This window comes from Caballeronia sp. INML3B, from assembly GCF_023631305.1.
Taxonomy (GTDB): Bacteria; Pseudomonadota; Gammaproteobacteria; order Burkholderiales; family Burkholderiaceae; genus Caballeronia; species Caballeronia turbans.
In genome coordinates this window covers 27,538-51,856 of the sequence record NZ_JALQDI010000081.1, presented here as the reverse complement: position 1 = coordinate 51,856, position 24,319 = coordinate 27,538, and the positions used below count along the sequence as shown (strand labels likewise).

Sequence of the window (24,319 nt, the reverse complement as noted above, 5' to 3'; positions counted from 1 at the left end):
ACCGCAGTGCGGGAGACCTGAACCATGACGCAAGACTTCAACCCGGCGCGCCGCCGCATTTTGCACGGCGCGGGCGCGCTCGCCGTGGCTGGCGCGATGCCGCTGGCCGCACGCGCTCAAACGAAGCAGATCGTCGTATCGGACCCGGGCGGCCCGTACACGACCGCATATCGCGAAGCCTTCTATGACCCGTTCGAGAAGGCGACCGGCATCAAGGTCGTCAGCGTCGCGCGCGAGTCGCAACCGGTCGCGCAGTTCGCGGCGATGGTGCAAACGAAGAACTATGTGTGGGACGTCACGACGCTGACCCTCTCGGCCGACATTCCGTATCTCGAAGCGAAAGGCCTGCTGGAGCCGATCGGCCTCAAAGCGAGCGACTATCCGGACATCATGCCCGAAGCCATTACGCCCAACTGGCTCGGCGTCGACGTCTATTCGACCGTGCTCGCGTATCGGGCGGACAAGTTCAAGGACAACGGCCCGAAGTCATGGGCGGACTTCTGGGACGTGAAGAAATTCCCGGGCCGCCGCTGCCTGCGCCGCAGTCCGCTCGACACGCTCGAACAGGCGCTGCTCGCGGACGGCGTGCCGCTCGACAAGCTCTATCCGCTCGACGTCGACCGCGCGTTCAAGAGCCTCGACAAGATCAAGCCGCACATCAACATCTGGTGGACGTCCGGTGCGCAGGCGATGCAGGCGATCCAGAGTGGCGACGTCGACATGATCTCGACCTGGAACGGCCGCGCGCAAGCCGCGAAGGACAACGGCGCGCCGGTGACGATCGTGTGGAATCAGGGCCTCTATTCGATCGAAGGCTGGGGCATTCCGAAGGGCACGCCTCGCGCCGAGGAGGCCAGACAGTTCGTGCGTTTTTGCGCCGATGCGAAACGTCAGGCCTTGCTCACGCGCACGCTGGCCTACGGCCCGACCAACAGGAAGTCCTTCGAGACCATCAGCAAGGAGCGCGCGGCCCTGCTGCCGACGGCCCCGGACAACATCAGGAACATGAAGCTGCCGAGCCCGCAATGGTGGGAAGAGAACCGCCAGAAGGTCACCGAACGGTTCAATTCCTGGATCATTTCGTAAGGAGCGGATGATGAGCTCTAAACTCGAGGCGATCGGCATCGCGAAGCGCTACGGCGATTCGGTCGCGCTGGAACCGACGGACCTCGTCGTGCAGGCGGGCGAATTCCTGACACTGCTCGGTCCCTCGGGTTCGGGCAAGACGACCTTGTTGCAGATGATTTCCGGCCTCGTCGCGCCGAGCGCGGGGCGCATCGAAATCGACGGGCGCGACGTCACGCATGTCGAGCCAGGCAAGCGCGGCATCGGCATGGTGTTTCAGAGCTACGCGTTGTTCCCGCACATGAGCGTGTGGGACAACGTGGCATACGGTCTGCGCATGCGCCGCAAGTCACGCGATGAAGTGCGCGCCGCAGTCGACGACGCGCTCGCCATGGTGCGCATGAGCGAGTACGCGAAGCGCTTTCCCAAGGAGCTGTCGGGCGGGCAGCAGCAGCGCATTGCGCTCGCGCGATGCTTCGCGTACCGGCCTTCGGTGATCCTGCTCGACGAGCCGCTCGGCGCGCTCGACAAGAAGCTGCGCGAACACATGCAGGCCGAAATTCGAAGCCTGCACAAGGAACTCGGCGCGACTTTCGTCTACGTGACGCACGATCAGGACGAAGCGCTCACGCTCTCCGATCGCATCTGTCTCATGAACCAGGCGCGCATCGAACAGGTGGGCACGCCTGCGGATCTCTACGATCGTCCGGCCACTCGCTTTGCGGCGGGCTTCATCGGCCATTCGAATCTGCTGGAAGGCGAACTCGACGCGACACGCGGCGCCAGCGGCGAACCGATCCTGCTCGCGGCGGGCGGCCGCATCCCTCTGCCGACCGGCGCGTCGGGCGCGCACGCGACGCGCCACACGCTGCTCCTGCGTCCCGAGGCGCCGCGCATCGTCGAACCGCAGAGCGGCTTTGTCGACGGCACGATTTCGGATGTCGTGTTCTTCGGCAGCGACACGCGCGTGCATCTCTCGATGAGCGACGGCAGCGAGCTGACCGTACGCTGCGGGCGCAGCGTGAGCCCGCGCGTCGGCGACCGAGTCGGCCTCACGTGGGACCCACATCGCACGACGCTGCTACACGCCTGAGGAACCGTCATGACCATCGCTCTTCATGCGCACCGCGAAAACGAGGCCGCGCGGCGCGGCCGGTCCGTCGTGCTGGCGCGCTTCATGCGCTTTTTGCCGATCGTGCCCACGCTCTTGTTCCTGCTGGTGTTCTTCGTCGTGCCGGTCGGCGAAATCCTGCAAGGCGGCCTCGTTGGCCCCGACGGCAATATCGGCTTCGCGCAGTTCGAGCGCATCGCGCGCACGCCCGTCTACGCCAAGGTGTTGTGGATCACCTTCGCGATATCGTTCCTGACGGCGGCGCTGTCCATCCTGCTCGGGTATCCGGTCGCATACATGCTGAGCCGGCTGTCGGAGCGCGTGCGCGAACGCTGGCTCCTCTGGATCATGCTGCCTTTCTGGACCAGCTATCTCGTCAAGACTTACGCGTGGATGCTGCTGCTTTCGAAGACCGGCGTGCTCTCGACCATCGCGCTTTCGCTCGGGCTCGTGCGCGAGACGAGCGGCACGATACCGTCGCTGACCGGCGTGCTCATCGGCATGGTGCATTCGATGCTGCCGCTCGCCGTCATGACGATGCTTCCCGTGATGCGCGGCATCGACGACCGTCTCGCGCAGGCGGCGGAGACGCTCGGCGCTGAACGCAGCACGAGCTTCTTCACGGTGTTTCTGCCGCTCTCGTCGCCGGGCGTGGCGGCGGCGGGGCTGCTCGTGTTCATCTCCAGCCTCGGGTTCTTCATCGTGCCGGCGCTGCTCGGTTCGCCGAAGGAAACGATGATCGCGCAACTCGTGATCTCGTCCGTGCTCGAACTCTTCGACATGCGCTTCGCCGGCGCGCTCTCGACGGTGCTTCTCGTCTGCTCGATCGTCATCTTTTTCGTCTACGACCGCATGGTCGGCCTGACCTCGCTGACGGGCGAAGTGACGGAACGTTCGCGCGGCTCGCGCGCACAGGGTTTCAAGCTCGCGCTGCTGATGACGGCGGGCCGCGTCTGCGCGCCGCTGATGATGCGCCGCAAGGTTCGCGCCGACACTACCGCGCGGGCGGCAAGCCCGCTCGGACTCTATACGTGCGTCATCATGGCGATGCTCGTCGCGCCGGTGCTTTCGGTGATTCCATATGCGTTCACGAAGAGCGACTACATCGCGTTTCCGCCGAAGTTCTTCAGCACGCGATGGTTCGGCACCTTCATGGATTCGCCGGTGTGGCACAGCGCCATCATCCGTTCATTCGAAGTCGGTCTGGGCACCGCGCTGCTGTCGCTTCTGCTCGGCTTCGGCGCGACGCTCGCGATGACGCGCATGCCGCGCCGCGTGAGCAAGCCCGTGTTCGCGCTGCTCGTCGCGCCGCTGATCGTGCCGCGCATCGTCGTCGCGGTGGGGCTCCTGTATCTCTTCGGCCGCTTCGGGCTTACGGGCACGAATCTCGGCCTCGTGCTCGGGCATACGGTTCTCGCGATTCCTTATGTGGTCGTCACCCTCGCGGCCGGCTTCCAGCGCTTCGACTGGCGGCTGGACGACGCAGCCCGCGTGATGGGCGCGTCGCCGCTGCGGCGCATCACGTCGATCGTGCTGCCGCTACTCATGGCGAGCGTGACGGCGGCGTTCCTGTTCGCATTCCTCGTTTCCTTCGACGATCTGACCATCGCGATCTTCGTGAGCGGCGGAATCAATTCGACGCTGCCGAAGCAGATGTGGGACGACATCCAGCTTGCGATCACGCCGACGCTCGCGGCTGTGTCGACCACGCTCGTCATTCTCATCGCGCTCGTCGTGGCGGTTTCTTCCTGGCTCAAGCGCCGCGCGCGCTGAGTCACGGGCTTCTCAATCGGTAACCCTATGCATCGCTATACGGAATACTTCGCTCATCGCCACGCAGACGACGAACTCGACTGCGTGCCACTGCTCGCGGCCGGATTGCGCCGCGACCCGGCGCGCACCGTCGCGCACTTCGACGATGAGGCGATTACCTGCGACGACATCGCGCGGCACGTCGCGCATCTACAGTGCTGGTTCGCGGAAGAGGGACTCGCTCCGGGCGATCGCGTCGCCGTCATGCTCGGCAACAGCGCGGCGCACGTGCATCTGATCTATGCACTCGTGCTGAGCGGGCTCGTGTGGGTACCGGTGAATACGAAGTTGCGCACCGCGGGCGTCGAATATCTGGTGCAGCACGCCGAACCGAAGCTCCTCATCATCGAGGACGAGTTCGACGCCGCTTCTGCGACGATCGACTGCGGGACCACACGGCGCGTGCGTTTGCCCGCGTTCGACACGCGAAAAGCAAGTAGTGCATTCACGAGCCCGGATATCGGTGTGCACGATCCGCTGTGCATCATCTATACATCAGGCACGACGGGCGCGCCGAAGGGCGTGATCTTCACGCACCGGATGATGCGCATTGCGGGTGAGGCCGCGCTGCGCGTCGCCGATGTGCGCGAAGGCGACCGAATGTTCCTGTGGGAGCCGCTGTGCCATATCGGCGGCGCGCAGATGCTGTTGCTGCCGTTTCTCGAAACGGTGAGCCTGCACGCGGTGCCGCGCTTCTCGGCCTCGCAGTTCTGGCCGCAGATCGAGCGCGCGGGCGCCACGCAACTGCACTATCTCGGGGGCGTGCTCGATATCCTCATGCAGTTGCCGCCGGACGCCCAGCCCGAGAGGCACACCTTGCGCGTCGCGTGGGGCGCGGGTGTGAGCGCCTCGGCCTGGGCGCCGGTGCAGGAGCGGCTCAACGTGCGCTTGCGAGAGTGCTACGGCATGACCGAATGCTCCAGTTTTGCGACTGCGAACGCAACGGGCAAGCCGGGGTCGATCGGTCGCGCGCTGCCATGGATGGAGATCGAACTGCTCGATGAAAACGGCCAGCCGGTGAAGGAGGGCGAAGCGGGCGAGATCGTGCTGTCGAGCAAGGTGGAAGGCACGTTCCTGCCGGCATACCTCAAGAATCCCGACGCGACGAGCGCCGCCCTGCGCAGCGGCCGCTTGCACACGGGCGATCGCGCGCGGCGCGACGCCGACGGCGATTTATTCTTCATCGGCCGGCAAACGGACAGCATGCGCGTGCGCGGCGAGAACGTTTCGGCGTGGGAGATCGAGCGCATCTTCGCGGCGCATCCGGCCATTCGCGCGAGCGCTGCGATCGGCGTGGCGTCACCGATCGGCGAACAGGATATCCTGCTCAACGTGCAGTTCAAGGAAGAACCGGTGGACTGGAACATCCTGCACGCGTGGGCGCGCGAGCGGCTCGCCAGTTTCCAGTTGCCGCGTTATTACCGGGCGGTGGCGAGCTTCGAACTCACGGCCAGCGAGCGTATAAGGAAGCATCTGCTGCCGCGCAGCGTCGACGACGCATGGGACCGAATGGGCGAAGCGCGGGTCTGATATCGGCAAACGATAGGGTGTTAGGGCCATGCGATAATCCGCCAACAATCGAAAAGACGAACCTGTGATGATCGAAGCGCCCAAAGCCCCGCGCAAACGCAAGAGCCCAGCGACGAAGCCGCGGGCCGAGGCGGCGGATCCGAGTGCATCGTCCCTGTACGTGCAGTCCGTCGAAAAGGCGATGAAAGTGCTCACCGCCTTCGACGGCAGCAAGCGTCAGTTGTCGCTGTCGGAGATTTCGTCGCTCACCGGCTTCGACATGAGCGCGACGCAACGCTTCACCTTCACGCTCGCCGCCCTCGGTTATCTTTTCAAGGATCCGGACAGCCGCAAGTATGAACTGTCGCCCCGGCTGCTCGACTTCACCTACCACTATCTGACATCGAACGAGCTCGTGAGCCGGGCCACGCCTTATCTCCAGCAACTCGGCTCGGAGACGGAGGAGGCCACCAATCTCACCGTGCTGGACGACACGGACATCGTGTTCGTGCTGCGGATCGTGAGCCGCAACGTGTTCAACGCCCATGTGATTACCGGTTCGCGCCTGCCTGCGTACTGCACGGCGCCGGGACTCGCGATCCTGGCAACGCTTCCTGACGGGGAGATCGACGACCTCCTGTCCCGCACGAATCTCGTGCCGTACACGTCGTCGACCGTGTATCAGCCACGCAAGATCAAAGACCGGATCGCGCAAATCCGCAGGCAGGGGTACGCCCATACAGAAGACGAGTACTTCGTCAGCGACATTTCAACTGCGGCGGCCATCACCAATGCGCACGGGCGAGGGATCGGCGCGGTGAATATCGCGGTGGCGAGATCGCGGTGGCATGCCGACCGCGACGAAAGGCGCTTCGCCGATCTGGTCATTTCCACAGCCTCGGCTATTTCAACGCGGCGTCGCGTCGAATAGCTCGAAGCGAGCGATGAGCAGCCTAAGTACGCTGACGTTCTTTCTGCGGCCGGTCGCGCAGCAGCAGCGGCATTAAACGCCGGTTGGCTGTCTGCGCAGCCCACTCGCAATACGCGGCGCTGCCGAGCACCCAGCCCTCGAGGGTCGACTGCATCAGGTTATCGACCTCGCGTTCGTCAGCAGGATGTGCGCCCAGATCGCGGTATGCCCGGTAGCGCTCGAGCGGCGTATTGCCGAGCGCCCCGTAAAGTGGATGGTCCTTGATAAAGCTATCGACACGCAGCCCGATATGGTGCGCGTAGCTCGACCACCGGTAGCTTCCCGGGTCGGCTACAAGGCGGTTGCGCACCGGCGCCTGATCGATGATCTGGCTTGCGAGCAGGAAGTACCGGTCGGGCTCAATCACTGCGGCTCGGTACCCGCCACGCCATACCGCACCGCGGCGTCCATGGCGGCGATTGAAAGTCTCGACATACCGACGGCCGACGGCCTGCAACGTAATGGCCACGCTCGACTCATACGAAGGGGTGACAAGGAACTGTACCGCCTCGGGCATGAGTACCCACGCGTGGACGGCCAGATCGGCGACGCGCGCTGCGTCTGCCAGGCAGGCGAGGAAGTACAGATAGTCTCCTTCGTCCAGGAAGGCGGGGCCCGTGAACCCCTGCAAGATAACGTGCTGCGGTTGTTCTGGGACGTAGTGCCGTGCGAGCCGTGTCATGCTGGATGAACCGGAAATCCGATGTGAGAAAGCGATCCGACAGATATCGGATGCGTGACAGTGCGTAACGTCGATATAGGACGAAATTCTATCGATCACGTGCTTGCGCTGGCGTCACGAACAGACCTTTGTTCTGGCCTCTTTTCGCTGATTTGTCGGTCGCAACCAGTGTCGAATTACAGGATGCGCGGAGGATAAGGCGATGCGTTTCGCGGCCTGAAGGCGGTCGATGTCGGGGACGTGGAGAAGCGCCGGGTCCACCCCCAGGTGCTTCAAGATCGCGGCGACGTGCAGACGCTGCTGAACACGGCAAGCAGGCTCGCCGGCATCGCGTGCAAGTTCGACTTGCAGCTTCTTCACTGTGAACTACGACGATCAGGAGCGGCGGGCGACACTGATCAGATGCCCGACTGGTTCACCCGCTTCATCAGTTCCGCGGCGCTTTCCTTTCGTTCGCTATAACGGTCGACCAGATACGGACCAATATCCCGGGTGAGCAGCGTAAACTTCACCAACTCTTCCATTACATCCACGACTCGATCGAAGTAGGCCGAGGGTTTCATGCGGCCGGTTTCATCGAACTCCATGAACGCCTTGGCCACCGACGACTGGTTCGGGATCGTCAGCATGCGCATCCAGCGCCCGAGCACGCGCATCTGGTTGACCGCGTTGAACGACTGCGAGCCGCCGCTCACCTGCATCACCGCGAGCGTCTTGCCCTGCGTCGGCCGGACCGCGCCGAGCGAAAGCGGAATCCAGTCGATCTGCGATTTCATGATGCCGGTCATCGCACCGTGGCGCTCCGGCGAGCACCAGACCATGCCTTCCGACCACAGCACCAGGTCCCGCAGCTCGGCCACCTTGGGATGAGTGTCCGGCGCATCGTCCGGCAGCGGCAGGCCGCTCGGATTGAACGTCCGCACATCGGCGCCCATCGCCGCAAGGAGGCGCGCGGCTTCTTCGCTGAGCAGTCGGCTGAAGGAGCGTTCGCGTAGCGAGCCATAGAGCAGCAGGATGCGCGGGGGGTGCGGCGAAGCCTTCGCGGCCTGCAGGCGGTCGATGTCCGGAACGCGGAACAGCGCCGGGTCAACCTGCGGCAGTTCGGTCGCAAGATCAGACACGTTTTCCCTCCGCATCGGTAATGGTCGTGGGTTCGTTGTTCGCGCGGTGAATCACCGCGAGCGTGTCACGCGGGGCTCCGAACCCAGGGTTGTGATAGATGATGACGTCGTTCATGTGCTCGTTTCCAAAGCCTTCAGGCGGACTCGTACCAGTTCTTCGAACGATTGACGATGCGTACGACGAGCAGCATGACCGGCACCTCGATCAGCACGCCCACGACGGTCGCGAGCGCAGCGCCGGAGTTGAACCCGAACAGGCCGATTGCCGTGGCAACGGCCAGTTCGAAGAAGTTCGACGCGCCGATCAGGGCAGACGGGCAGGCAATGTTGTGCTTCTCGCCGACCGCGCGATTAAGCCAGTACGCGAGCGCCGAATTGAAGAACACCTGGATCAGGATCGGCACGGCGAGCAGCACGATGACGAGTGGCTGCTTCAGGATGGCTTCGCCCTGGAAAGCGAACAGCAGCACCAGCGTCGCGAGCAGCGCCGTGATCGACCAGGGACCGATCTTCGCCATTGCTGCTTCAAACGCGGCTTCTCCCTGGACGAGCAGCGCCTTGCGCAGGATCTGCGCGAGAATCACCGGAATGACGATGTAGAGCGCGACCGAGGTGAGCAGCGTCGCCCAGGGCACCGTAATCGCGGAAATGCCGAGCAGCAGGCCCACGAGCGGCGCAAACGCGACCACCATGATGCTGTCGTTGAGCGCGACCTGCGAGAGCGTGAAGAGCGGGTCGCCGCCGGTGAGACGACTCCACACGAACACCATTGCCGTACAGGGCGCGGCCGCCAGCAGGATGAGGCCGGCCACATAGCTGTCGAGCTGCGCTGCGGGCAGCATCGGCGCCAACAGGTGCTTGATGAACAGCCAGGCGAGGAACGCCATCGTAAAAGGCTTGACCAGCCAGTTCACGAAGAGCGTGACGCCGATGCCCCGGATGTGCTGACGCACTTCATGCAGCGAACCGAAATCGACCTTGACCAGCATGGGGATGATCATCACCCAGATCAGCAGCCCGACCGGGAGGTTGACCTGCGCGTACTCCATCCGGCCAATTGCCTGAAAGACGCCGGGCATGACCTGGCCGAGCAGGATGCCTGCGAGAATGCACAGCGCGACCCAGACGGTCAGGTACCGCTCGAAGAAGCTGATGGCTGGCTTCGATGCGGTCCTGCGCGAAGCGGCGACGTTGGGCGTGTTCATGAGACGACTCGATGGAGATGGGTTCAGCTTTGCAGGATGTCATTGAGCGCCTGCTGAAGCTCGGCATCGCCCAGACGGTCCAGGGGAAGTTCAAGCAACTGCAGCATGCGATAGCCGATCGCCTGGCGGGTCAGCTCGAACGCCTGACGCTTGACGTCATCGCCGCCCGGTGCGTTCGACCCGTCGGCATCGCCCCGATGCACCCTGACCGGACTACCCGGCCAGAACGCACATGCTTCGGCGGCGGCGCTGTCGCAGTAGTGATTCAGCATGGCATCGCCGAGCACGCTGCGCGCCGAGTTGTGCGTGCACAGGATCAATACGTTGGTTGTCATACGCTTGTCGTTGAATTGCGCGTCGGACTCAGCAGCATGACGAGGATTTGACCGGAACACCGACCGACTTGCCCGACGTCGGAGCGCAGCACGCTGCGACTTCAGAAGCAGGTGCACCTTTCGGCGAATTGCGTGACTCGCCGAATACTGGAATGTCGTTCAGCGTGTGATACGACTCCCATGCGATGCCTTGCGGATCGACGGTCCAGTACTTGTTCGAGTTGGCATAGCAGCAGACGGTATCCGTCTGGGTGTCGACCGGCAACGCGGCGCCTTGGAGTCGATCGTGCATCTCGGCCAGTTCGGCCTCGTTTTCGACCTGCACCCCCAGATGGTCGACGCCCGGCGTGGCGCCGCGTTGCGAGATCGCGAAATTGACGCGCGGGTCGTCGAGCATCCACTTCGCGTAATCGCTCTTGATGACCGTCGGTTCAGCCGCGAACAACGCCGAGTAGAAACGGATGCTCGCTGTGAGATCGGTGACGGCGACGTGCACATGAAAGCGCTTCATGACTGCTTCTCCCGAGAGGGAGAACATGCCGATGCTGGCGAACAGGGGTTGCCGCCACAGCAGTTCTCGGTGAGATAGGCCAGCAGGCCGTTCATCGTTTCGAAGTTGGCGCAGTAGTAGATGAACCGGCCTTCCTGACGGCTGGTGACGAGCTGCGCGCGAGACAGTTCCTTCAGATGGAAGGACAGCGACGACGGCGCGACATCCAGCAGCGTGGCGATCTGGCCTGCGGGCATGCCTTCGGGGCCCGCCTGTACCAGGGCGCGAAAGACCGCGAGCCGCGACTCATGCGCGAGCGCCGCCAGCGCGGCAATGGTTTCATTCGTTTCCATGATTCGATAATAGTCGAAATATGAAACTAATGACAAGACCTATTCGGTCGACCGGACGTCCTGGCAGATCTCGGCTCTTCGCAATCCGGCAGTGCACACCAGACTAGAGAGGGGCGCGAGAACTAGAGCCTTCCCTGTTGCTGCGCGCAGAGGGTTCTCGGCGCGTTGCTATCTCATGCCCGGCAGCGCCGGGCATGATCGCAAGCAAATGCTTCTATCCCCGGTTGTTGCCGCTGCGAAGCCCGTTGCGATTTGCGGAGCGCGCGCTATCGCGCTTCGACGACTTTGGAGGGTTCAGGGGCGGTCGTCACGCGGTCAAGGCCGGCAGCAAGCCGCCATTCCTCGAGCACGCGCTCGAGCAAGTCGTAGGTGACCGGCTTGCGTACATAACCATCGAACGAGGGAAAGTCGTCATCGCCGAGGTCGGTCTTGCCCGTCACGGCAATCATGTACGCTCCCTGCGAAGCGCCCTCGGCCCTCAACCCGTCACAAACGTGTCTTCCATCACCGTCCGGAAGGTCAACATCGGCAAGAATGACGTCGAAGTCGCGATCATGAGCGAACGTGCGAGCTGCGGCGCAGTTGTGTGCGATCGCTACGCCATGGCCCATCCGTGCGATAAGTGCCGCGAGCCCGTTCGCGAAATCTTGATCGTCGTCCAGGATAAGGATCTGCATGGCGCTTCTCCATAGTTTCAAGCGGGTACCGTTGCCCGCAATTGACGCCTATGCAAGGAAGGTGCCAGCCGATGGCAGCCTCATGCCCTCTCGAAGAGTCCCGCGCGCAAGTAGTGAGTCGCTTGTATTCTGTTCCCAGGGCGCGGCCGAAATTTCCATGCGCAATGAGCGAAGGCGCTCGGCCAGGCGACGGCTTCACGACGTTCCGGTATCGCATGCCCGAAACGGGAACATCAACGCGGCTTCAACGCTTGCGCTGCGCCTTGATCGGAATTCGCGTTGCGCGCGGGCGTCGCTGGGCCGGGATCTCCCGGTTCCGGTGCGCTCGTGTCATAGAGGCGGTCGGGAATGAAAAACGCGCAGATACCGCTCAGGAAGAACACTGCGCCGACCAGCAGAAAGCTCACACCGAACGAAAATTGCGTGGCGATATAGCCGATCACGACCGGCGCCGCACCGGAGCAGAAGCGACCCACGTTATATGAACCGCCGACGGCCGTGCCGCGAATGCGCGTGGCGAAGCTCTCGGACATGAACGCACCCATCGTTCCCAGTGGCACGCCGTAGAGAAAGCCGAAAAAAAGCATTAGCCAGACGATATTCTCGCGCGTGTGAAGAAAGACGATGACCGGCAGAAACAAGGCCGCGCCGATGCAGCCGAGCACATACACGCCGCGCCGGCTCCACAGATCGCCGACCCAGCCCGCGACGATCTTGCCCACGAATGCGACGACGTACGTGCCGATCATATAGCCCGCCATCGAGCCGAAGCGCACGTGCAGTTCTTTCTCCAGATAGGTCGGCAGCCAGTTGTTCAGCCCGTAGAAGCCCGAAAGCGCAAACACGGAGGCGAGCGCCCACAGAATGAACATCTTGCGTGCCTCGCGATCCGAGAAGATCAGGTAATAGCGGTTTTCGCGCCATGCGCGACGCACGCGCGGGGCGCCTTGCCGCATCGCCACGCTTGCGCGCCAGCCGGGCGGTTCGGGCACGAACAAATGAATCGCCAGCGCCAGCACGACGGGAATCGTCGCGACGTAAAAGAGCATGCGCCAGCCGTAGAGCGGCAAGATCCAGTTGGCGAGCGAGATCACGACGATATAGCCCGCCGATACGCCCGTCTGCAACATGCCGAGAATCAGCGAGCGCCGCTCGGTCGGTACGTATTCGGCGACGAGCGTGCTCACGAGGACCATGCAGCCGATTCCGAGCGAACTGATGAAGCGCACGAGGGCGAACTGCGCGAACGTATGCGTGAGTCCGAGCAGGCCCGCGCCGAGCGAGAAGAGCGCGAGCGCCCACACCACCACTCGCACGCGCCCGAGCGCATCGCTCGCCCATCCGCCGAGAATGCCGCCCACCGCCATCCCGACGAGCGTGAGGCTACCCAGGGCGCCGGCCTCGACGTTGGTGAGGCCGAATTCGCTTTTGATGCGCGTGAGCGTGAGGCCGTACATCATGACGTCGGCGCCGTCGACGAGCAGTGCGAGATAGCCGAGCGCGAACACCATCAGCCAGCGCCCGGTTTCAGGAGAGGCGCGATTCATGGGCGCGGTGCCTCGTCGGCGTATAGCGGCATGCGGGAGACGAGCGCGGGCGCGAGAAACGAGCCGAGCAGCACGCCCGTGTCTTCGTGCTCGCGCTTGTACCAGTGCTCGACGTGCGTGAGATTCATCGTGCCGATGCATTCGCCGTCATAGGCGATCGGGATGTTGAGGATCGAGCCCAGGCCCATGTTCGCCATTGTCATGTGGTCGTCGAACGCGCGGCGGATGTCGTGTGCGGTCTCGCCGCGGAACGGCCGCAAATCATGGAGGATTTGCGTCGCCCACGCGGTGCCGCGCTTCTTCTTGCGGCCCCCGGCCGGATAGACCTCGGGCATGTTGGTGAAGACGCGCTCCACCTCGTGATTGCGCGCGTCGTAAGCCATGATGGTGAAAAGCCGGAAGCCGATCGTCTCGGCGGCGACTGCGGCGAGCGCGTCGAAGAGCGTCGCGGGCTGGGTGGGCTCGCGCATCGCGCGTGCGAGCCGTTGCAGGTCGTTCAGTGTCAGTGGGCGCGTCGTATCTGCTTCTGTGTCCCGCATGATGTCGTTATCGGTGTAGGCGCTCAGCCGCGCAGATTGGTGGAGGCAAGACGGTCGCGCGCATCGTCCTCGATCGCGCCGTTGATTTCGATGTCTTCGAGCGAGCGATTGCGCGTCTCGATGCCGAGGAAGAACACGACGCACGCGCCCGCAAGCAGCACGGCGGTCGTCATCGCGAAAACACCGAAGAAGCCGAACGACGGATACACGATGCCGACGAGAATCGGAGCGCTCACCGAGCCGATGCGCCCGAACGAGGACGACGATCCCGTGCCTGTCGTGCGCACCGCGGTCGGGAAAATTTCCGGCGTGTACGCGTAGACGCCCGCGAATGCGCCGTTCATGAAGAACGACAGGCAGATGCCCGCCGCCATGATCTGCATGCCGGTATGCGACAGCGACAGCATGATCGCCGCGATGCCGCCGAGCGTCATGTACGAGGCCACCACGCCCTTGCGCCCGATCTTCTCGTTGAGCCACGCCGCCGAGAAATAGCCCGGAATCTGCGCGCCGTAGATGGCAATGGAGAAGCCGAAGCTCTTCGTGATCGTGAGCCCTTCCTTGACGAGCAGGCTCGGGATCCATGAGAAGAACGAGTAGTACGCGAAGGCGACGGCGAACCACATCAGCCAGCTCACGGCTGTCGTGCCCGCGAGGCGCTTGGACCACAGCGTCTTCACGTTTTGCCAGGCGCTTCCGCTGCTCTTTGCGGCGGCCGGAATCGCGCCCACGACAGACAGCGGTGCGAGCGCGATGCCGCGTTGCGCATACCACGCCTCGATGTCGTCGACGACGCTGCCGGCCTCGGCGACGCGGCCCTGGCTTTCCATCCAGCGCGGCGATTCGGGCAGCGTGCGCCGCCACCACAGCAGCATGACGACGGGCAGGGCTGTAATGACCGCGAGATAGCGCCAGCCGTCCGGAAAATTGCGCACGACGGTATAGCCGAGAATCGACGAGCTCAGATATCCGAACGACATGAAGCCCACCAACGCGCCGCAAAACATGCCGCGATAACGGCGCGGCACGAATTCGGCGAGAAACGGCGCGATCACGACGGTTTCGGCACCTGAACCGAAGCCCGCGACGATGCGCAACACGAAGAACGTGTGCCAGTCGTTGGCGGTGGCGCTCGCAAGCGACGCGACGCAATAGATCGCGAGCGCGCTCATCATGATGCGGCGCCGGCCGATGATGTCCGCGAGCACGCCCGACAGGAACGCGCCGAAGAAATAGCCGATATACGTGCTGCTCGCGACGAGCCCGGTCTGCGCGCTCGTCAGGCTCCACAGCTTGCTGACGACCGGAAGCAGGAAGGCGAGCGACGACGAATCGAGGCCGTCGAACATATAGCCGAGTCCCCCGATGATCAGCAGCTTGCGATGAAAGCCGGATAGCGGCAGCCGTTCGAGGCGGGCGGCGACAGCGGACATGATCGATGTTCTCCGATGGATGCTGCGTCAGCGCCCGATGGCGTAAGCCTGCATCTGCCGCGGCGTGGCGGCTCCGCGCATCAGGCCATGACGGATCCCCACGGCGCACACGCGCCCGAGCGACCAGGGTTCGGCGACCGTGAGTTCGTGGCCGCGCGCGCGCAGTTCATCGAGCGTGGCTTGCGCAAAGGTGCCTTCCGCCGACATCTTGCCGAGCTGAATGTCGCGCGGATAGAACGAGCCGGGGAAGTGTGCGGTCTGGAATGAGGGCGAATCCACGGCGGCTTGCAGGTTCAGGCCGAAGTGCACGTGCCGTAACAGCAGTTGCAGCGACCATTGATCCTGCTGGTCGCCGCCCGGTGTGCCGAGCGCGGCATACGGCTTGCCGTCGCGCGTGACGAGCGTCGGCGAGAGCGTCGTGCGCGGACGGCGTCCCGGCCCGAGCGACGAGGGCAGTCCTTCTTCCATCCAGAACATCTGGCCGCGCGTCGTCACATTGAAGCCCAGTCCGGGCACCGCAGGCGATGCCTGCAACCAGCCGCCCGACGGCGTTGCCGATACCATGTTGCCCCAGCGGTCGACGACATCGAGATGTACCGTGTCGCCCCGCAACTCGGGCAGTGGCGCGAAAGTGGGTTCGCCCTGACCGAAACCGCCGGGTTGCTGGCGGCCCGCGTTGGCCAGGATTTTTTCGGCGCGCGCCGCGCTGTCGAGCAGATTGCCCGGACGGAACTCGAATGATGCGCGACGCGGGTCGATCTGCTGGCGGCGCGCGTCGTTGTAGGCGTCGCTCAGAAGCGTGTCCATCGGCACGTCGGAGAAATTCGGGTCGCCGTAGAAGACGTCCCGGTCGGCGAACGCGAGCTTCGCGCATTCAATGACCGTGTGGACGAAGTCGGGCCCCAGCGGGTCCATGCTCGCGAGATCGAAGCCCTTCAGCAAGGCGAGCTGCTGCAGAAACATCGGACCCTGGCCCCAAGGTCCCGTCTTGTGGACCATGAAGCCTTCGTATTCGTACGAGACGGCGTCTTCGTACGTCGCTTCCCAACTCGCGAGATCCGATGCATCCAGCAGGCCGCGATTGCGCTGACCCGATGTATCCAGCACGTCCGTCGAGCGAAAGTACTGATCGATCGCGTCCGCGACGAAACCGCGGTAGAAGGCAAGGCGCGCGCGTTCGCACTGCTCCGCGCGGTCGCCGCGCGTTTTCGCCTCGCGCAGAATGCGCTTGTAGGTTTCCGCAATGGCCGGATTTGCGAAAAGATGATTGGGACGCGGCGCTTCGCCGTCGCGCAGCCATTGCTCGGCGGACGTGCGCCATTCGCGCTTGAAGAAATCCTGAATCGCGAGAATCGACGACGCCATGCGCGGCAGCACGGGATAGCCGTGCTCCGCATAGCCGATGGCATAGCTCAGCACGTCTTCCAGCGGCAACTGCCCGTAGTCGCGCAGCAAAGTCATCCAGCCGCCGAATGCGCCCGGCACGACGGCGGGCAACAAACCGGTGCCTGGCATCACGGTGAGGCCCAGGTCCTTCATGCGATCGATGGTCATGGCAGCGGGCGTCACGCCCTGGCCGCACAGCACGCGCACGCGGTCGTCCTTCGCGCTGTAGAACACGGCGGGCAACTCGCCACCGGGCCCGTTCAGATGTGGCTCGACGATCTGCAGCACGAAGCCGGCGGCCGCGGCCGCGTCGAACGCGTTGCCGCCTTTTTCGAGGACCGCCATCGCGGACGCGCTGGCTAGCCAGTGCGTCGACGCCACCATGCCGAAAGTGCCGATCAGTTCGGGTCGTGTCGTGAAACTCATTACTGTTGTCCCTATCTCGAACCATTGGTTATTGGTCCAGACTGCATCGATGCCTACGACTTCGTGTGAAATCGAAAGCTGTTCGCGTAGGGTATGCGAACAGAAAAAGTAAAGCAATCCATCGCGGTGCCGCCGGCAATCTGCTACATTGAACCAATGTTTATTGGTTCAATGTAGCAGATCATGGAAAATCCCACGCTTGAGAGCCTGCTCGACTATGTCGCGCAACACAATCTGAAGGATGGCGATGCGTTGCCGTCGGAGCGCAGCCTCGCCGAGGCGCTCGGCGTGAGCCGGCGCGATCTGCGCGGGGCGCTGGCATCGCTGGAAGCGGCGGGGCGAGTCTGGCGCGGTGTCGGGCGCGGCACGTATTTAGGCGCGCGTCCGCTGAAGTTTTCGGCGTCGTTCAGCAGTCTGCGCGCGGGGTCGAGCCCGGCCGACATCGCGGAGATGCGGCTCGTGCTCGAACCGGCGTTCGTGGAGCTGGCGACGAGCAAGGCGAGCCCGGACGATCTCGCGGAGCTGGAGAAATGCGCACGGCGCAACGCCATGGCCAAGGACGACGACGAGTGGCAGCAGTGGGATCATCGCTTTCATTTGCTCATTGCACAGGCCACGCGCAATCCGGCGATCATCGCGCTGATGGAGGTCGTGAACGGCATGCGCATGAAGCCGACCGCGCGCGAAAAAACCGCTGATCAGGAAACGCGTCGGCATTTCGCGGAGCAGCATCAGGCTGTCGTGAAAGCGATGATCGAGCGCGACGGCGCGACCGCCGCTGCGCGCATGCGCGACCATCTGCTGAACGTGCAATGGCGGATACCGTCTCATCGAGGGTGAGCGTGCTGGCAGCCCCCGGATCATGCGTCGGATCAAGCGGCCGATTCAGCTCCACAGGGCGCGGCAGCCGCTGCGTGGCGCCCGATGCGCGCACGAAGCCGAACCGGACGTGCTGATCGCCGGAACGACCGTCCTGATGGCAGGCGCAATTTGCAAATAACGGCAGCTAGACAACTGAAGGTCGCTCGAAGCCGACCTGATACGTCGTCAACCGCGGAGTTTTGCGCCTTCTGCCGTTTATCTGCTTCATGTCTCCGACATGGCCACGAAGATGCGCGCGTCGATCCATCCGGCGCGAGACATTCGTTCGGCCCGTGTGCGGTATTCCATTAGAACGCCCTTTGGTCTATCGCTTCATTTCTCTGCGGGCTGAATTAACCATTTGCAAAAGCTTTATATGCATACATGGACTCCCGCCCATGAGCAAGATTGTGCCGGTCATCTCGCCGCCCGACGAAGCGCATCACCGCTCGCGCTCCCCGAACGAGAAGGGTGCGGAGATAGGTGTCGCCGTGTTTTTGTAATACGACCCAGCTTTGAAGAGTGCTCCTCATGTGTGGCCTACGCAACCGGCGAAAACGACTGACTTATCTCACCGTATGCGCGCCCGGCTTAAACGCGGCCATCTCTTCATGGACGCGTTCGAGAAATTCGCCGACCACCGGACTGCCTCGCGGCGTCTGCGGATAAAGGGTGAAGCCGCGAAACCATATCTCCGGCGCGAACGGCCGGAACACGATGCGCGCCGGATCGGTACCCACCGTCGCGAGCGGATTGACGATGCCCACGCCCGCGCCGCGCGTCACGAGCGCGCAGATGGTCGCGCCATACGGCGTCTCGATGGCAGGCACCTGGTCCACCCCCGCCGGACGCAGCGCGCGGTCGAGCGCGGCGCGCGTATCGTCAGCATAGGAGGGCAGGATGAGCCGCTCGCCACGCAAGTCGGCCGCGCGAATCTGAGTGCGCGCAGCAAGCGCATGGCGCGCGGGCAACGCGCATAGCCCGGCCAGCTCATAGAGTTCCACGCTCGTCACGCCGAACGCATCTGGTGTGGTGGTCGCGAAGCCCACGTCGCAGTGTCCCGACGACACCCAACGCTGGATAGTGCTCTCGCTGCGCATTTCGAGCGATACCGCGACGCGCGGATGGGCGTCCGCGAAGCGCGCGATCACGGCCGGCAGAAATGACAGTGCGAGCACCGGCGCCGCCACGACGCGTAGCCGTCCACTGCCGAGCTCGAGAATCTCGCGCGCCGAATGCTGTAGCTTCTCGAGACCGACGAAGCTGCGATCCACCTCGCGATAGAACGCGCTGCCTGCATCGGTGGCGTGAATGCGTCCGCCATTGCGCACGAACAGCGTCAATCCCGTGGTGGCTTCCAGTTCCGCGATCAACCGGCTGATGCTCGGTTGCGATGTGCCGAGTTCTTCGGCGGCGGCCGTCATCGAACCGCGTAGCATGACCAGCCGAAACGCCTCGACCTGCCTGAGATTCATCGCTTTCCCCGGGCGTGGGCCGTGGAGACACCGGCCGAAGCCGTCAGCTTGCCATATCAGAAATGAATGGAAGCCGTTTTTGGCGCTATTTGACCGGATGATTTGCGAGGACGACACTGGGCTCGAATCAAGCGAACAGGGTTGAGTCCATGCGTCCCGATGCGTTGCTGTTTCACGAAACCTTTCGCTGCACCCCGTACTGGTGGGATGCGGCACCGCCCGAGGCCGCGCCCGAGCCATTGCCGGCGAACGTGGACCTGGCGATTGTCGGCAGCGGATATTGCGGGCTATCGGCGGCGGCGGAGGCCGCGAAGCATGGCGCGCGCGTCGCGGTGCTGGATGCCGCCGAGATCGGCGCGGGCGGCAGCACGCGCAGCGGGGGCATGGTTTCTAGCGGGCAGAAGCTCGCGCTGACCAACGCCATTCGCGGCGCGTCCGCCGAACGTCTCACGCGTCTGATGCAGGAGTCGATGGCCAGCTTCGACTATCTCAAAGGCATCATCGCCGACGAATCGCTCGACGCAGACCTAAGTATCACCGGCCGCTTCTTCGGCGCCTATACGCCCGCGCATTTCCACGTCCTGCGTCGCCAAGGCCAGTTGTTGCGCGACAAGACCCGCGTCACGGTGCATGTGATCGAGCGCGATGCGCAGCGCGGCGTCATCGGTTCCGACTATTACTACGGCGGTATTCTCGTCGACGAATACGGCGGGCTGCATACCGCCAAATATCATCGAGCGCTGCGCGGTCTCGCACGCCGGCGCGGCGCGACGCTGCACTCGCACGCAGCGGTGCAGCGGATCGAACGCACGGGAAATGCACGCTTTCGCGTGCACACCGCGCGCGGCGCGTTCGATGCGCGGCAGGTCCTGGTAGCCACCAACGGCTATACCGGTCCGCTGCTGCCGTTCTTTTCGCGCCGCGTGTTGCCGGTCGCGAGTTATCAGATCGCCACCGAGCCGCTGCCCGAAGGTCTCATGAACGTGCTCAATCCGGGCCGCCGCATGATCAGCGATTCGAAGCGCAATCTCTTCTACACGCGCCCGTCGCCGGACGGCACGCGCATGATCTTCGGGGCGCGGCCCGCCATCCGCGAGATCGACGAACGCGAGGCCGCGCGTCGGCTGTACGCGAAGCTCGTGCAATTGTGGCCAGCGCTGCGTGATGTACGCGTCACGCATGCGTGGAAGGGCTTCGTCGCGATGACCGGGGACAGGCTCGCGCACATCGGCCAGCACGACGGCGTGCACTATGCGCTCGGCTGCAACGGCAATGGCGTCGCGCTGATGAGCTATCTCGGGCATCGCATCGGCAAATATATGGTCGGCGTCGAGCAGGATGTCGGTGCGTTCGGCGAGGGCGGTTTTCCTCTCGCAGGTGCGGGAATGGCCAGCACGTTCGCGGTGCCCGTCGGCAGTGCGCTGTACCGGATCGGCGATATGTGGCACGGCCGCGTGCGAGCAGCGCTTTCTTGAAGCGAAGACAAACCGAATCAATAAGGATGCCGAGGTATCTAAAGGATTCCCAATGATCGAGTTGAGCAAGGTTTCGAAATGGTATGGCGGCAATCGCGTATTGAACGACTGCACGGCGAACGTTGCGCGCGGTGAAGTGGTCGTGATTTGCGGACCGTCCGGCTCCGGCAAGTCCACGCTCATCAAGTCCGTGAACGGGCTGGAAACGGTGCAGAGCGGCCAGATCGTCGTGGACGGAATCGACGTGACGGCGGAGCGCGCGAATTTATCGCGGCTACGGGCGCGCGTCGGCATGGTGTTTCAGCATTTCGAACTCTTTCCTCATCTTTCGGTGCAGCGCAACCTGATGCTCGCGCAGATGAACGTGCTCGGCCGCGCCCGCGACGAAGCCGCTGAGCGCGCACGCTCGCTGTTGCGCCGCGTGGGCCTGACCGGTCACGAGGACAAATATCCGGCGCAATTGTCGGGCGGCCAGCAGCAGCGCGTGGCGATCGCGCGAGCGCTTTCGATGGACCCCGTCGCCATGCTGTTCGACGAGCCCACTTCCGCGCTCGATCCCGAGATGGTGAACGAAGTGCTCGATGTGATGAGCACGCTCGCGCAGGACGGCATGACCATGCTGTGCGTCACGCACGAGATGGGCTTCGCGAAACGCGTGGCCGACCGCGTGTTGTTCATGGACCGCGGCGTCATCGTGGAAGACGATACGCGCGAAGCCTTCTTCGAGCGCCCGCGCTCCGAACGCGCGCGAGACTTCCTCTCGCGCATCCTGCATTGAACCAACCGCTGTCCAATCCAAGGGAGCCTCACCATGCGATTACTTCGCCTCGCACGCCACTTCGCCCTGGCCGCATCGTTCCTGGTCGGCGCGACGACTGCCGCCCACGCCGCCGATGATGTCGGCACATTGACGCCGGGCAAGATCGTCGCGGGTGTCGATGCGAACAACAAGCCGTACTCGTACATCGACAACGGCAAGATGACGGGCTTCGACGTGGAACTGGTGCGCGCCATCGCCGCGAAGCTGGGGCTCACGGCCGATTTCCGCGCGCAGGACTTCGCGGGTCTCTTACCGAGCGTGGCGAATCAGCAGGTCGATCTAGCTGCGGGCTCGATCTCGATCACCAAGGAGCGCCTCAAGATGGTCGATTTCTCGGAAGGCTATCTGACGGGTCTTCTGAGCGTCGGCACGCTGCCGGACAGCACGATCGGCGCGGACGTGTCATCGGTGAAGGACAAGCGCATCGGGGTGGTGCAGGGGACGATCGAAGACACTTATTCGCAGAGCTATCTGCCGGGCGCGCAGATCGTCCGCTTTCCGAATATCAACGCGGGCTTTCTTGCGCTGCGCAACAAGTATATCGACGGCTACTTCATCGACAAAACCTTGCTTGAAGGCTTGCAAGGGAAGTATCCGGACCTGAAGCTGGCCGACAAGCTCGATATCTCGGCTTCGAATCTTCCCGCCGGTTTCCCTATCCGCAAGGGCAACGTGAAGCTCGAAGCGGCGGTCAACAAGGCCATCGGCGAACTGGTGGCGGACGGCACATGGCTCAAGCTATATCAGCAGTTCAATCCCGGCTATCCGAAGCCTGACCCGATGCCGCCGTATGCCATGAAATAACCGTCCGCCATCGTTGCTTCTCGCGAAGCGTTAAGCGCATGGAGAGAGTCCTCATGAATGCATTTCTGCAGAACTTCCTGGATTGGCCGCTGCTCGTCGAGTCGCTGCCGACGCTGATCGGCACGGGTCTCGTCAACACGCTGATCCTGTCGGTAATCTCGACTGCGCTCGGCATCGTGGCAGGCATGGCGCTAGCGCTCTGCGCCGTATCACATACGCGCTGGCTGACGTGGCCCGTGCGCGTCTTCGTGGATGTCTTTCGCGGGCTGCCCGCCGCGCTGGTCATCCTCGTGGTCGGGCAAGGGCTGGCGCCCGTCGGACTCTCGCTGTTCGGGCCGAATCCGTATCCGCTTGCGATCGTTGCGCTGGCGCTGGTGTCCTCGGCGTATATCGCGGAGATTTTCCGCTCCGGCATTCAGAGCGTCGGACGCGGACAGATGTCGGCGTGCCAGGCGCTCGGCATGACGTACTGGAGCGGCATGCGTCATGTGATCGTGCCGCAGGGCGTGCGGCGCATTCTGCCCGCGCTTGCCAATCAGTTCATCTCGATCGTCAAGGACTCGAGCCTCGTGTACTTCCTCGGGCTGCTCACTTCGCAGCGCGATCTGTTCACTATCGGGCAAAACGCGGCGGTCAATACGGCCAACCTGTCGCCGCTCGTCGCGGCAGGCGCCGTGTATCTACTCATCACCGTGCCGCTCACGCACGCAATCAATCATCTGGACCGCTGGACCAATCGCTTCATCAATCCCGCAACGCGCCAGCAAAAGGCATCGCGCGCCGCGCGCAACGTGCGCGCCGAGGAAGCGCTGCAATCGCAGACGGCGGCCGTGGCCGAGCGTCGTCCGTAACTCTCACTTCGACACAAGAAACCATGGGTCCTAAAGTCGACACCGTCGCCGACGATATCACGCTGCCCGAACGCGCCGATGTCGTTGTGATCGGCGGCGGCATCATCGGCGTATCAACGGCGCTTTCGCTCCACGAAAAAGGGCTGTCCGTCGCGCTTTGCGAGAAGGGGCACATCGCGGGCGAGCAGTCGAGCCGCAACTGGGGCTGGGTGCGTGTGACGAGGCGCGATCCCCGCGAACTTCTGCTCAGCATCGAAAGCCTCAAGATCTGGCGCACGCTCGACAGAACGCTTGGCATCGACACGGGCTTCAACCCGTGCGGCATCCTGTACGTATCGAACGATGATGCCGTGCTCGAACGTCACCGTGACTGGTTGAAGCGCGGTCGCGAGATAGCCGGCGACGATGCCTTCGACACGCGCGAAGTGGACACGCATGACGTCGCACGCCTGCTGCCCGGCGCGACGCAGACGTACAAGGGCGGCATCTTCACGCCGGGCGATGCGCGCGCCGAACCGCAAAAGGCCGCGCCCGCCATCGCCAACGCGCTGCGACGCAAAGGCGTCAGCATTCTCACGCCGTGCGCGGTGCGAGGCATTGAGACGAGCGGCGGCCGCGCGAGCGCGGTCGTCACCGAGCACGGGACGATCCGCTGCAATGCGGTCGTCGTGGCGGGCGGCGCATGGACGCGCTATTTCTGCGGCAATCTCGGCGTGGACCTGCCGCAGTTGCTCACGCGTGCATCCGTGCTGCGCACCGAACCGCTCGAAGGCGGTCCCACGTGCAGCGCCAATAACGAGGAATTCGCGTTTCGCAAGCGTGCGGATGGCGGCTACACGGTCGCGTATGGCTTGCGCACGCACGCCGATCTGACGCCGGATTCGTTCCGCCTCTTCTTCAAATACATCGAAGCATTGAAGAGCCAGATGGGCGCGCTGCAGATTCAGATCGGCAAGCGTTTCTTCGACGAACTGAAGCGGCCGCGCCGCTGGGCGCTCAACGAATCCACGGTTTTCGAGCACGTTCGCACGCTCGATCCGGACCCGGTGGTGCCTTACGTTGACAAGGGTCTAAAGGCCTTTACCGAAGCGTTTCCGCAGTTGTCGGGTGCGCGCATTGCGCAGCGGTGGGCTGGTTATATCGACGTGACGCCGGACGCGATTCCCGTCATCTCCGGAGTGGCGCGCGTGCCGGGCATGTTCATCGGCACCGGATTCTCGGGACACGGCTTCGGTATCGGGCCGGGCGCGGGCAGGCTGATGGCGGACCTCGTCAACGGCGACGCGCCGCTCGTCGATCCGCACGCATTCCGTCTCGAGCGCTTCAGCGACGGATCGAAGATCACCATCGACGCGGGCTTTTGATACGCGAG

24 protein-coding genes and 2 pseudogenes are annotated in these 24,319 nt (G+C 63.7%); 11 read left to right on the top strand and 15 right to left on the bottom strand.

Annotated elements, in window-relative coordinates:
• Positions 1 to 24: 24 nt before the first annotated feature.
• The 5 genes from NCS58_RS32540 to NCS58_RS32520 all read left to right on the top strand — a co-directional run bounded on the left by NCS58_RS32540 (position 25) and on the right by NCS58_RS32520 (position 6,428).
• Positions 25 to 1,086 (top strand): ABC transporter substrate-binding protein, encoded by a 1,062-nt coding sequence (locus NCS58_RS32540; RefSeq protein WP_061118612.1) that lies wholly within the window; start codon positions 25 to 27, stop codon positions 1,084 to 1,086.
• A gap of 10 nt (positions 1,087 to 1,096) precedes the next feature.
• Entirely contained in the window at positions 1,097 to 2,158 is a 1,062-nt protein-coding gene (locus NCS58_RS32535) for an ABC transporter ATP-binding protein (RefSeq protein ID WP_061118736.1), read from the top strand.
• A 9-nt stretch (positions 2,159 to 2,167) separates the two neighbouring features.
• Positions 2,168 to 3,949, top strand: coding sequence for an ABC transporter permease subunit (locus NCS58_RS32530; RefSeq protein WP_061118611.1), 1,782 nt, complete (start codon positions 2,168 to 2,170; stop codon positions 3,947 to 3,949).
• A gap of 27 nt (positions 3,950 to 3,976) precedes the next feature.
• Positions 3,977 to 5,518: an AMP-binding protein gene (locus NCS58_RS32525; RefSeq protein ID WP_250477916.1), complete on the top strand. Its 1,542-nt coding sequence runs from the start codon at positions 3,977 to 3,979 to the stop codon at positions 5,516 to 5,518.
• Positions 5,519 to 5,585: 67 nt separating this feature from the next.
• Positions 5,586 to 6,428 (top strand): IclR family transcriptional regulator, encoded by an 843-nt coding sequence (locus tag NCS58_RS32520; RefSeq protein ID WP_061118609.1) that lies wholly within the window; start codon positions 5,586 to 5,588, stop codon positions 6,426 to 6,428.
• Positions 6,429 to 6,450: 22 nt separating this feature from the next.
• Here NCS58_RS32520 and NCS58_RS32515 read toward each other — a convergent pair whose 3' ends face one another.
• From NCS58_RS32515 to NCS58_RS32465, 13 genes and pseudogenes are all read right to left on the bottom strand, one after another.
• Positions 6,451 to 7,149 carry a hypothetical protein gene (locus tag NCS58_RS32515; RefSeq protein ID WP_061118608.1) on the bottom strand — a complete coding sequence of 233 codons (699 nt, stop codon included), beginning with the start codon at positions 7,147 to 7,149 and terminating at the stop codon, positions 6,451 to 6,453.
• A gap of 398 nt (positions 7,150 to 7,547) precedes the next feature.
• Complete coding sequence (gene arsH / locus NCS58_RS32510; protein WP_284502509.1) at positions 7,548 to 8,285, bottom strand: arsenical resistance protein ArsH; 738 nt, start codon at positions 8,283 to 8,285, stop codon at positions 7,548 to 7,550.
• Positions 8,263 to 8,385: a hypothetical protein gene (locus NCS58_RS34285; RefSeq protein ID WP_284502508.1), complete on the bottom strand. Its 123-nt coding sequence runs from the start codon at positions 8,383 to 8,385 to the stop codon at positions 8,263 to 8,265. Before NCS58_RS34285 ends, arsH begins: the two co-directional genes overlap by 23 nt.
• A gap of 19 nt (positions 8,386 to 8,404) precedes the next feature.
• Positions 8,405 to 9,475: an ACR3 family arsenite efflux transporter gene (gene arsB, locus NCS58_RS32505; RefSeq protein ID WP_213233901.1), complete on the bottom strand. Its 1,071-nt coding sequence runs from the start codon at positions 9,473 to 9,475 to the stop codon at positions 8,405 to 8,407.
• 23 nt (positions 9,476 to 9,498) lie between these two features.
• Positions 9,499 to 9,762, bottom strand: a complete 264-nt coding sequence (locus NCS58_RS32500) for a hypothetical protein (protein WP_409241444.1) — start codon at positions 9,760 to 9,762, stop codon at positions 9,499 to 9,501.
• Positions 9,736 to 9,810, bottom strand: a pseudogene (locus NCS58_RS34585) (arsenate reductase ArsC); the annotation flags it as partial. The pseudogene NCS58_RS34585 and the gene NCS58_RS32500, both read right to left, overlap by 27 nt.
• Positions 9,811 to 9,838: 28 nt before the next feature.
• Positions 9,839 to 10,321, bottom strand: coding sequence for an ArsI/CadI family heavy metal resistance metalloenzyme (locus NCS58_RS32495; RefSeq protein WP_250477913.1), 483 nt, complete (start codon positions 10,319 to 10,321; stop codon positions 9,839 to 9,841).
• Entirely contained in the window at positions 10,318 to 10,653 is a 336-nt protein-coding gene (locus NCS58_RS32490; protein ID WP_061118604.1) for a helix-turn-helix transcriptional regulator, read from the bottom strand. The genes NCS58_RS32495 and NCS58_RS32490 overlap by 4 nt, the downstream gene beginning before the upstream one ends.
• Positions 10,654 to 10,919: 266 nt before the next feature.
• On the bottom strand, positions 10,920 to 11,330 hold the full coding sequence (locus tag NCS58_RS32485; RefSeq protein WP_086961132.1) for a response regulator: 411 nt from the start codon (positions 11,328 to 11,330) through the stop codon (positions 10,920 to 10,922).
• 233 nt (positions 11,331 to 11,563) lie between these two features.
• Positions 11,564 to 12,877: an MFS transporter gene (locus NCS58_RS32480; RefSeq protein WP_250477912.1), complete on the bottom strand. Its 1,314-nt coding sequence runs from the start codon at positions 12,875 to 12,877 to the stop codon at positions 11,564 to 11,566.
• Entirely contained in the window at positions 12,874 to 13,416 is a 543-nt protein-coding gene (locus NCS58_RS32475) for a GAF domain-containing protein (protein WP_250477911.1), read from the bottom strand. Before NCS58_RS32475 ends, NCS58_RS32480 begins: the two co-directional genes overlap by 4 nt.
• 23 nt (positions 13,417 to 13,439) lie before the next feature.
• Complete coding sequence (locus NCS58_RS32470) at positions 13,440 to 14,849, bottom strand: MFS transporter (protein ID WP_250477910.1); 1,410 nt, start codon at positions 14,847 to 14,849, stop codon at positions 13,440 to 13,442.
• Positions 14,850 to 14,876: 27 nt separating this feature from the next.
• Positions 14,877 to 16,661 carry a gamma-glutamyltransferase family protein gene (locus NCS58_RS32465; protein WP_250477909.1) on the bottom strand — a complete coding sequence of 595 codons (1,785 nt, stop codon included), beginning with the start codon at positions 16,659 to 16,661 and terminating at the stop codon, positions 14,877 to 14,879.
• A 183-nt stretch (positions 16,662 to 16,844) separates the two neighbouring features.
• Here NCS58_RS32465 and NCS58_RS32460 point away from each other — a divergent pair, with 183 nt between their 5' ends.
• Positions 16,845 to 17,501, top strand: coding sequence for a FadR/GntR family transcriptional regulator (locus NCS58_RS32460; protein WP_061118597.1), 657 nt, complete (start codon positions 16,845 to 16,847; stop codon positions 17,499 to 17,501).
• A 434-nt stretch (positions 17,502 to 17,935) separates the two neighbouring features.
• Here NCS58_RS32460 and NCS58_RS34580 read toward each other — a convergent pair.
• Both NCS58_RS34580 and NCS58_RS32455 read right to left on the bottom strand, forming a co-directional pair.
• Positions 17,936 to 18,038: pseudogene (locus NCS58_RS34580) on the bottom strand (transposase); the annotation flags it as partial.
• Between the two features lie 50 nt (positions 18,039 to 18,088).
• Positions 18,089 to 18,997 carry a LysR substrate-binding domain-containing protein gene (locus tag NCS58_RS32455; RefSeq protein ID WP_250477908.1) on the bottom strand — a complete coding sequence of 303 codons (909 nt, stop codon included), beginning with the start codon at positions 18,995 to 18,997 and terminating at the stop codon, positions 18,089 to 18,091.
• Between the two features lie 149 nt (positions 18,998 to 19,146).
• Between NCS58_RS32455 and NCS58_RS32450 the strand changes: the two genes are divergently transcribed.
• From NCS58_RS32450 to NCS58_RS32430, 5 genes are read left to right on the top strand one after another with little or no spacing between them, the layout of a single operon-like run.
• Entirely contained in the window at positions 19,147 to 20,472 is a 1,326-nt protein-coding gene (locus NCS58_RS32450) for an FAD-binding oxidoreductase (RefSeq protein WP_250477907.1), read from the top strand.
• Between the two features lie 52 nt (positions 20,473 to 20,524).
• The gene (locus NCS58_RS32445; protein WP_250477906.1) at positions 20,525 to 21,250 is read left to right on the top strand and encodes an amino acid ABC transporter ATP-binding protein; all 726 of its coding nucleotides are present in this window, start codon (positions 20,525 to 20,527) and stop codon (positions 21,248 to 21,250) included.
• Between the two features lie 33 nt (positions 21,251 to 21,283).
• Positions 21,284 to 22,096, top strand: a complete 813-nt coding sequence (locus NCS58_RS32440; protein WP_250477905.1) for an ABC transporter substrate-binding protein — start codon at positions 21,284 to 21,286, stop codon at positions 22,094 to 22,096.
• A gap of 53 nt (positions 22,097 to 22,149) precedes the next feature.
• Positions 22,150 to 22,947 (top strand): amino acid ABC transporter permease, encoded by a 798-nt coding sequence (locus NCS58_RS32435; protein ID WP_250477904.1) that lies wholly within the window; start codon positions 22,150 to 22,152, stop codon positions 22,945 to 22,947.
• A 23-nt stretch (positions 22,948 to 22,970) separates the two neighbouring features.
• Positions 22,971 to 24,311 carry an FAD-binding oxidoreductase gene (locus NCS58_RS32430; RefSeq protein ID WP_061118590.1) on the top strand — a complete coding sequence of 447 codons (1,341 nt, stop codon included), beginning with the start codon at positions 22,971 to 22,973 and terminating at the stop codon, positions 24,309 to 24,311.
• The last annotated feature ends 8 nt before the right edge of the window (positions 24,312 to 24,319 follow it).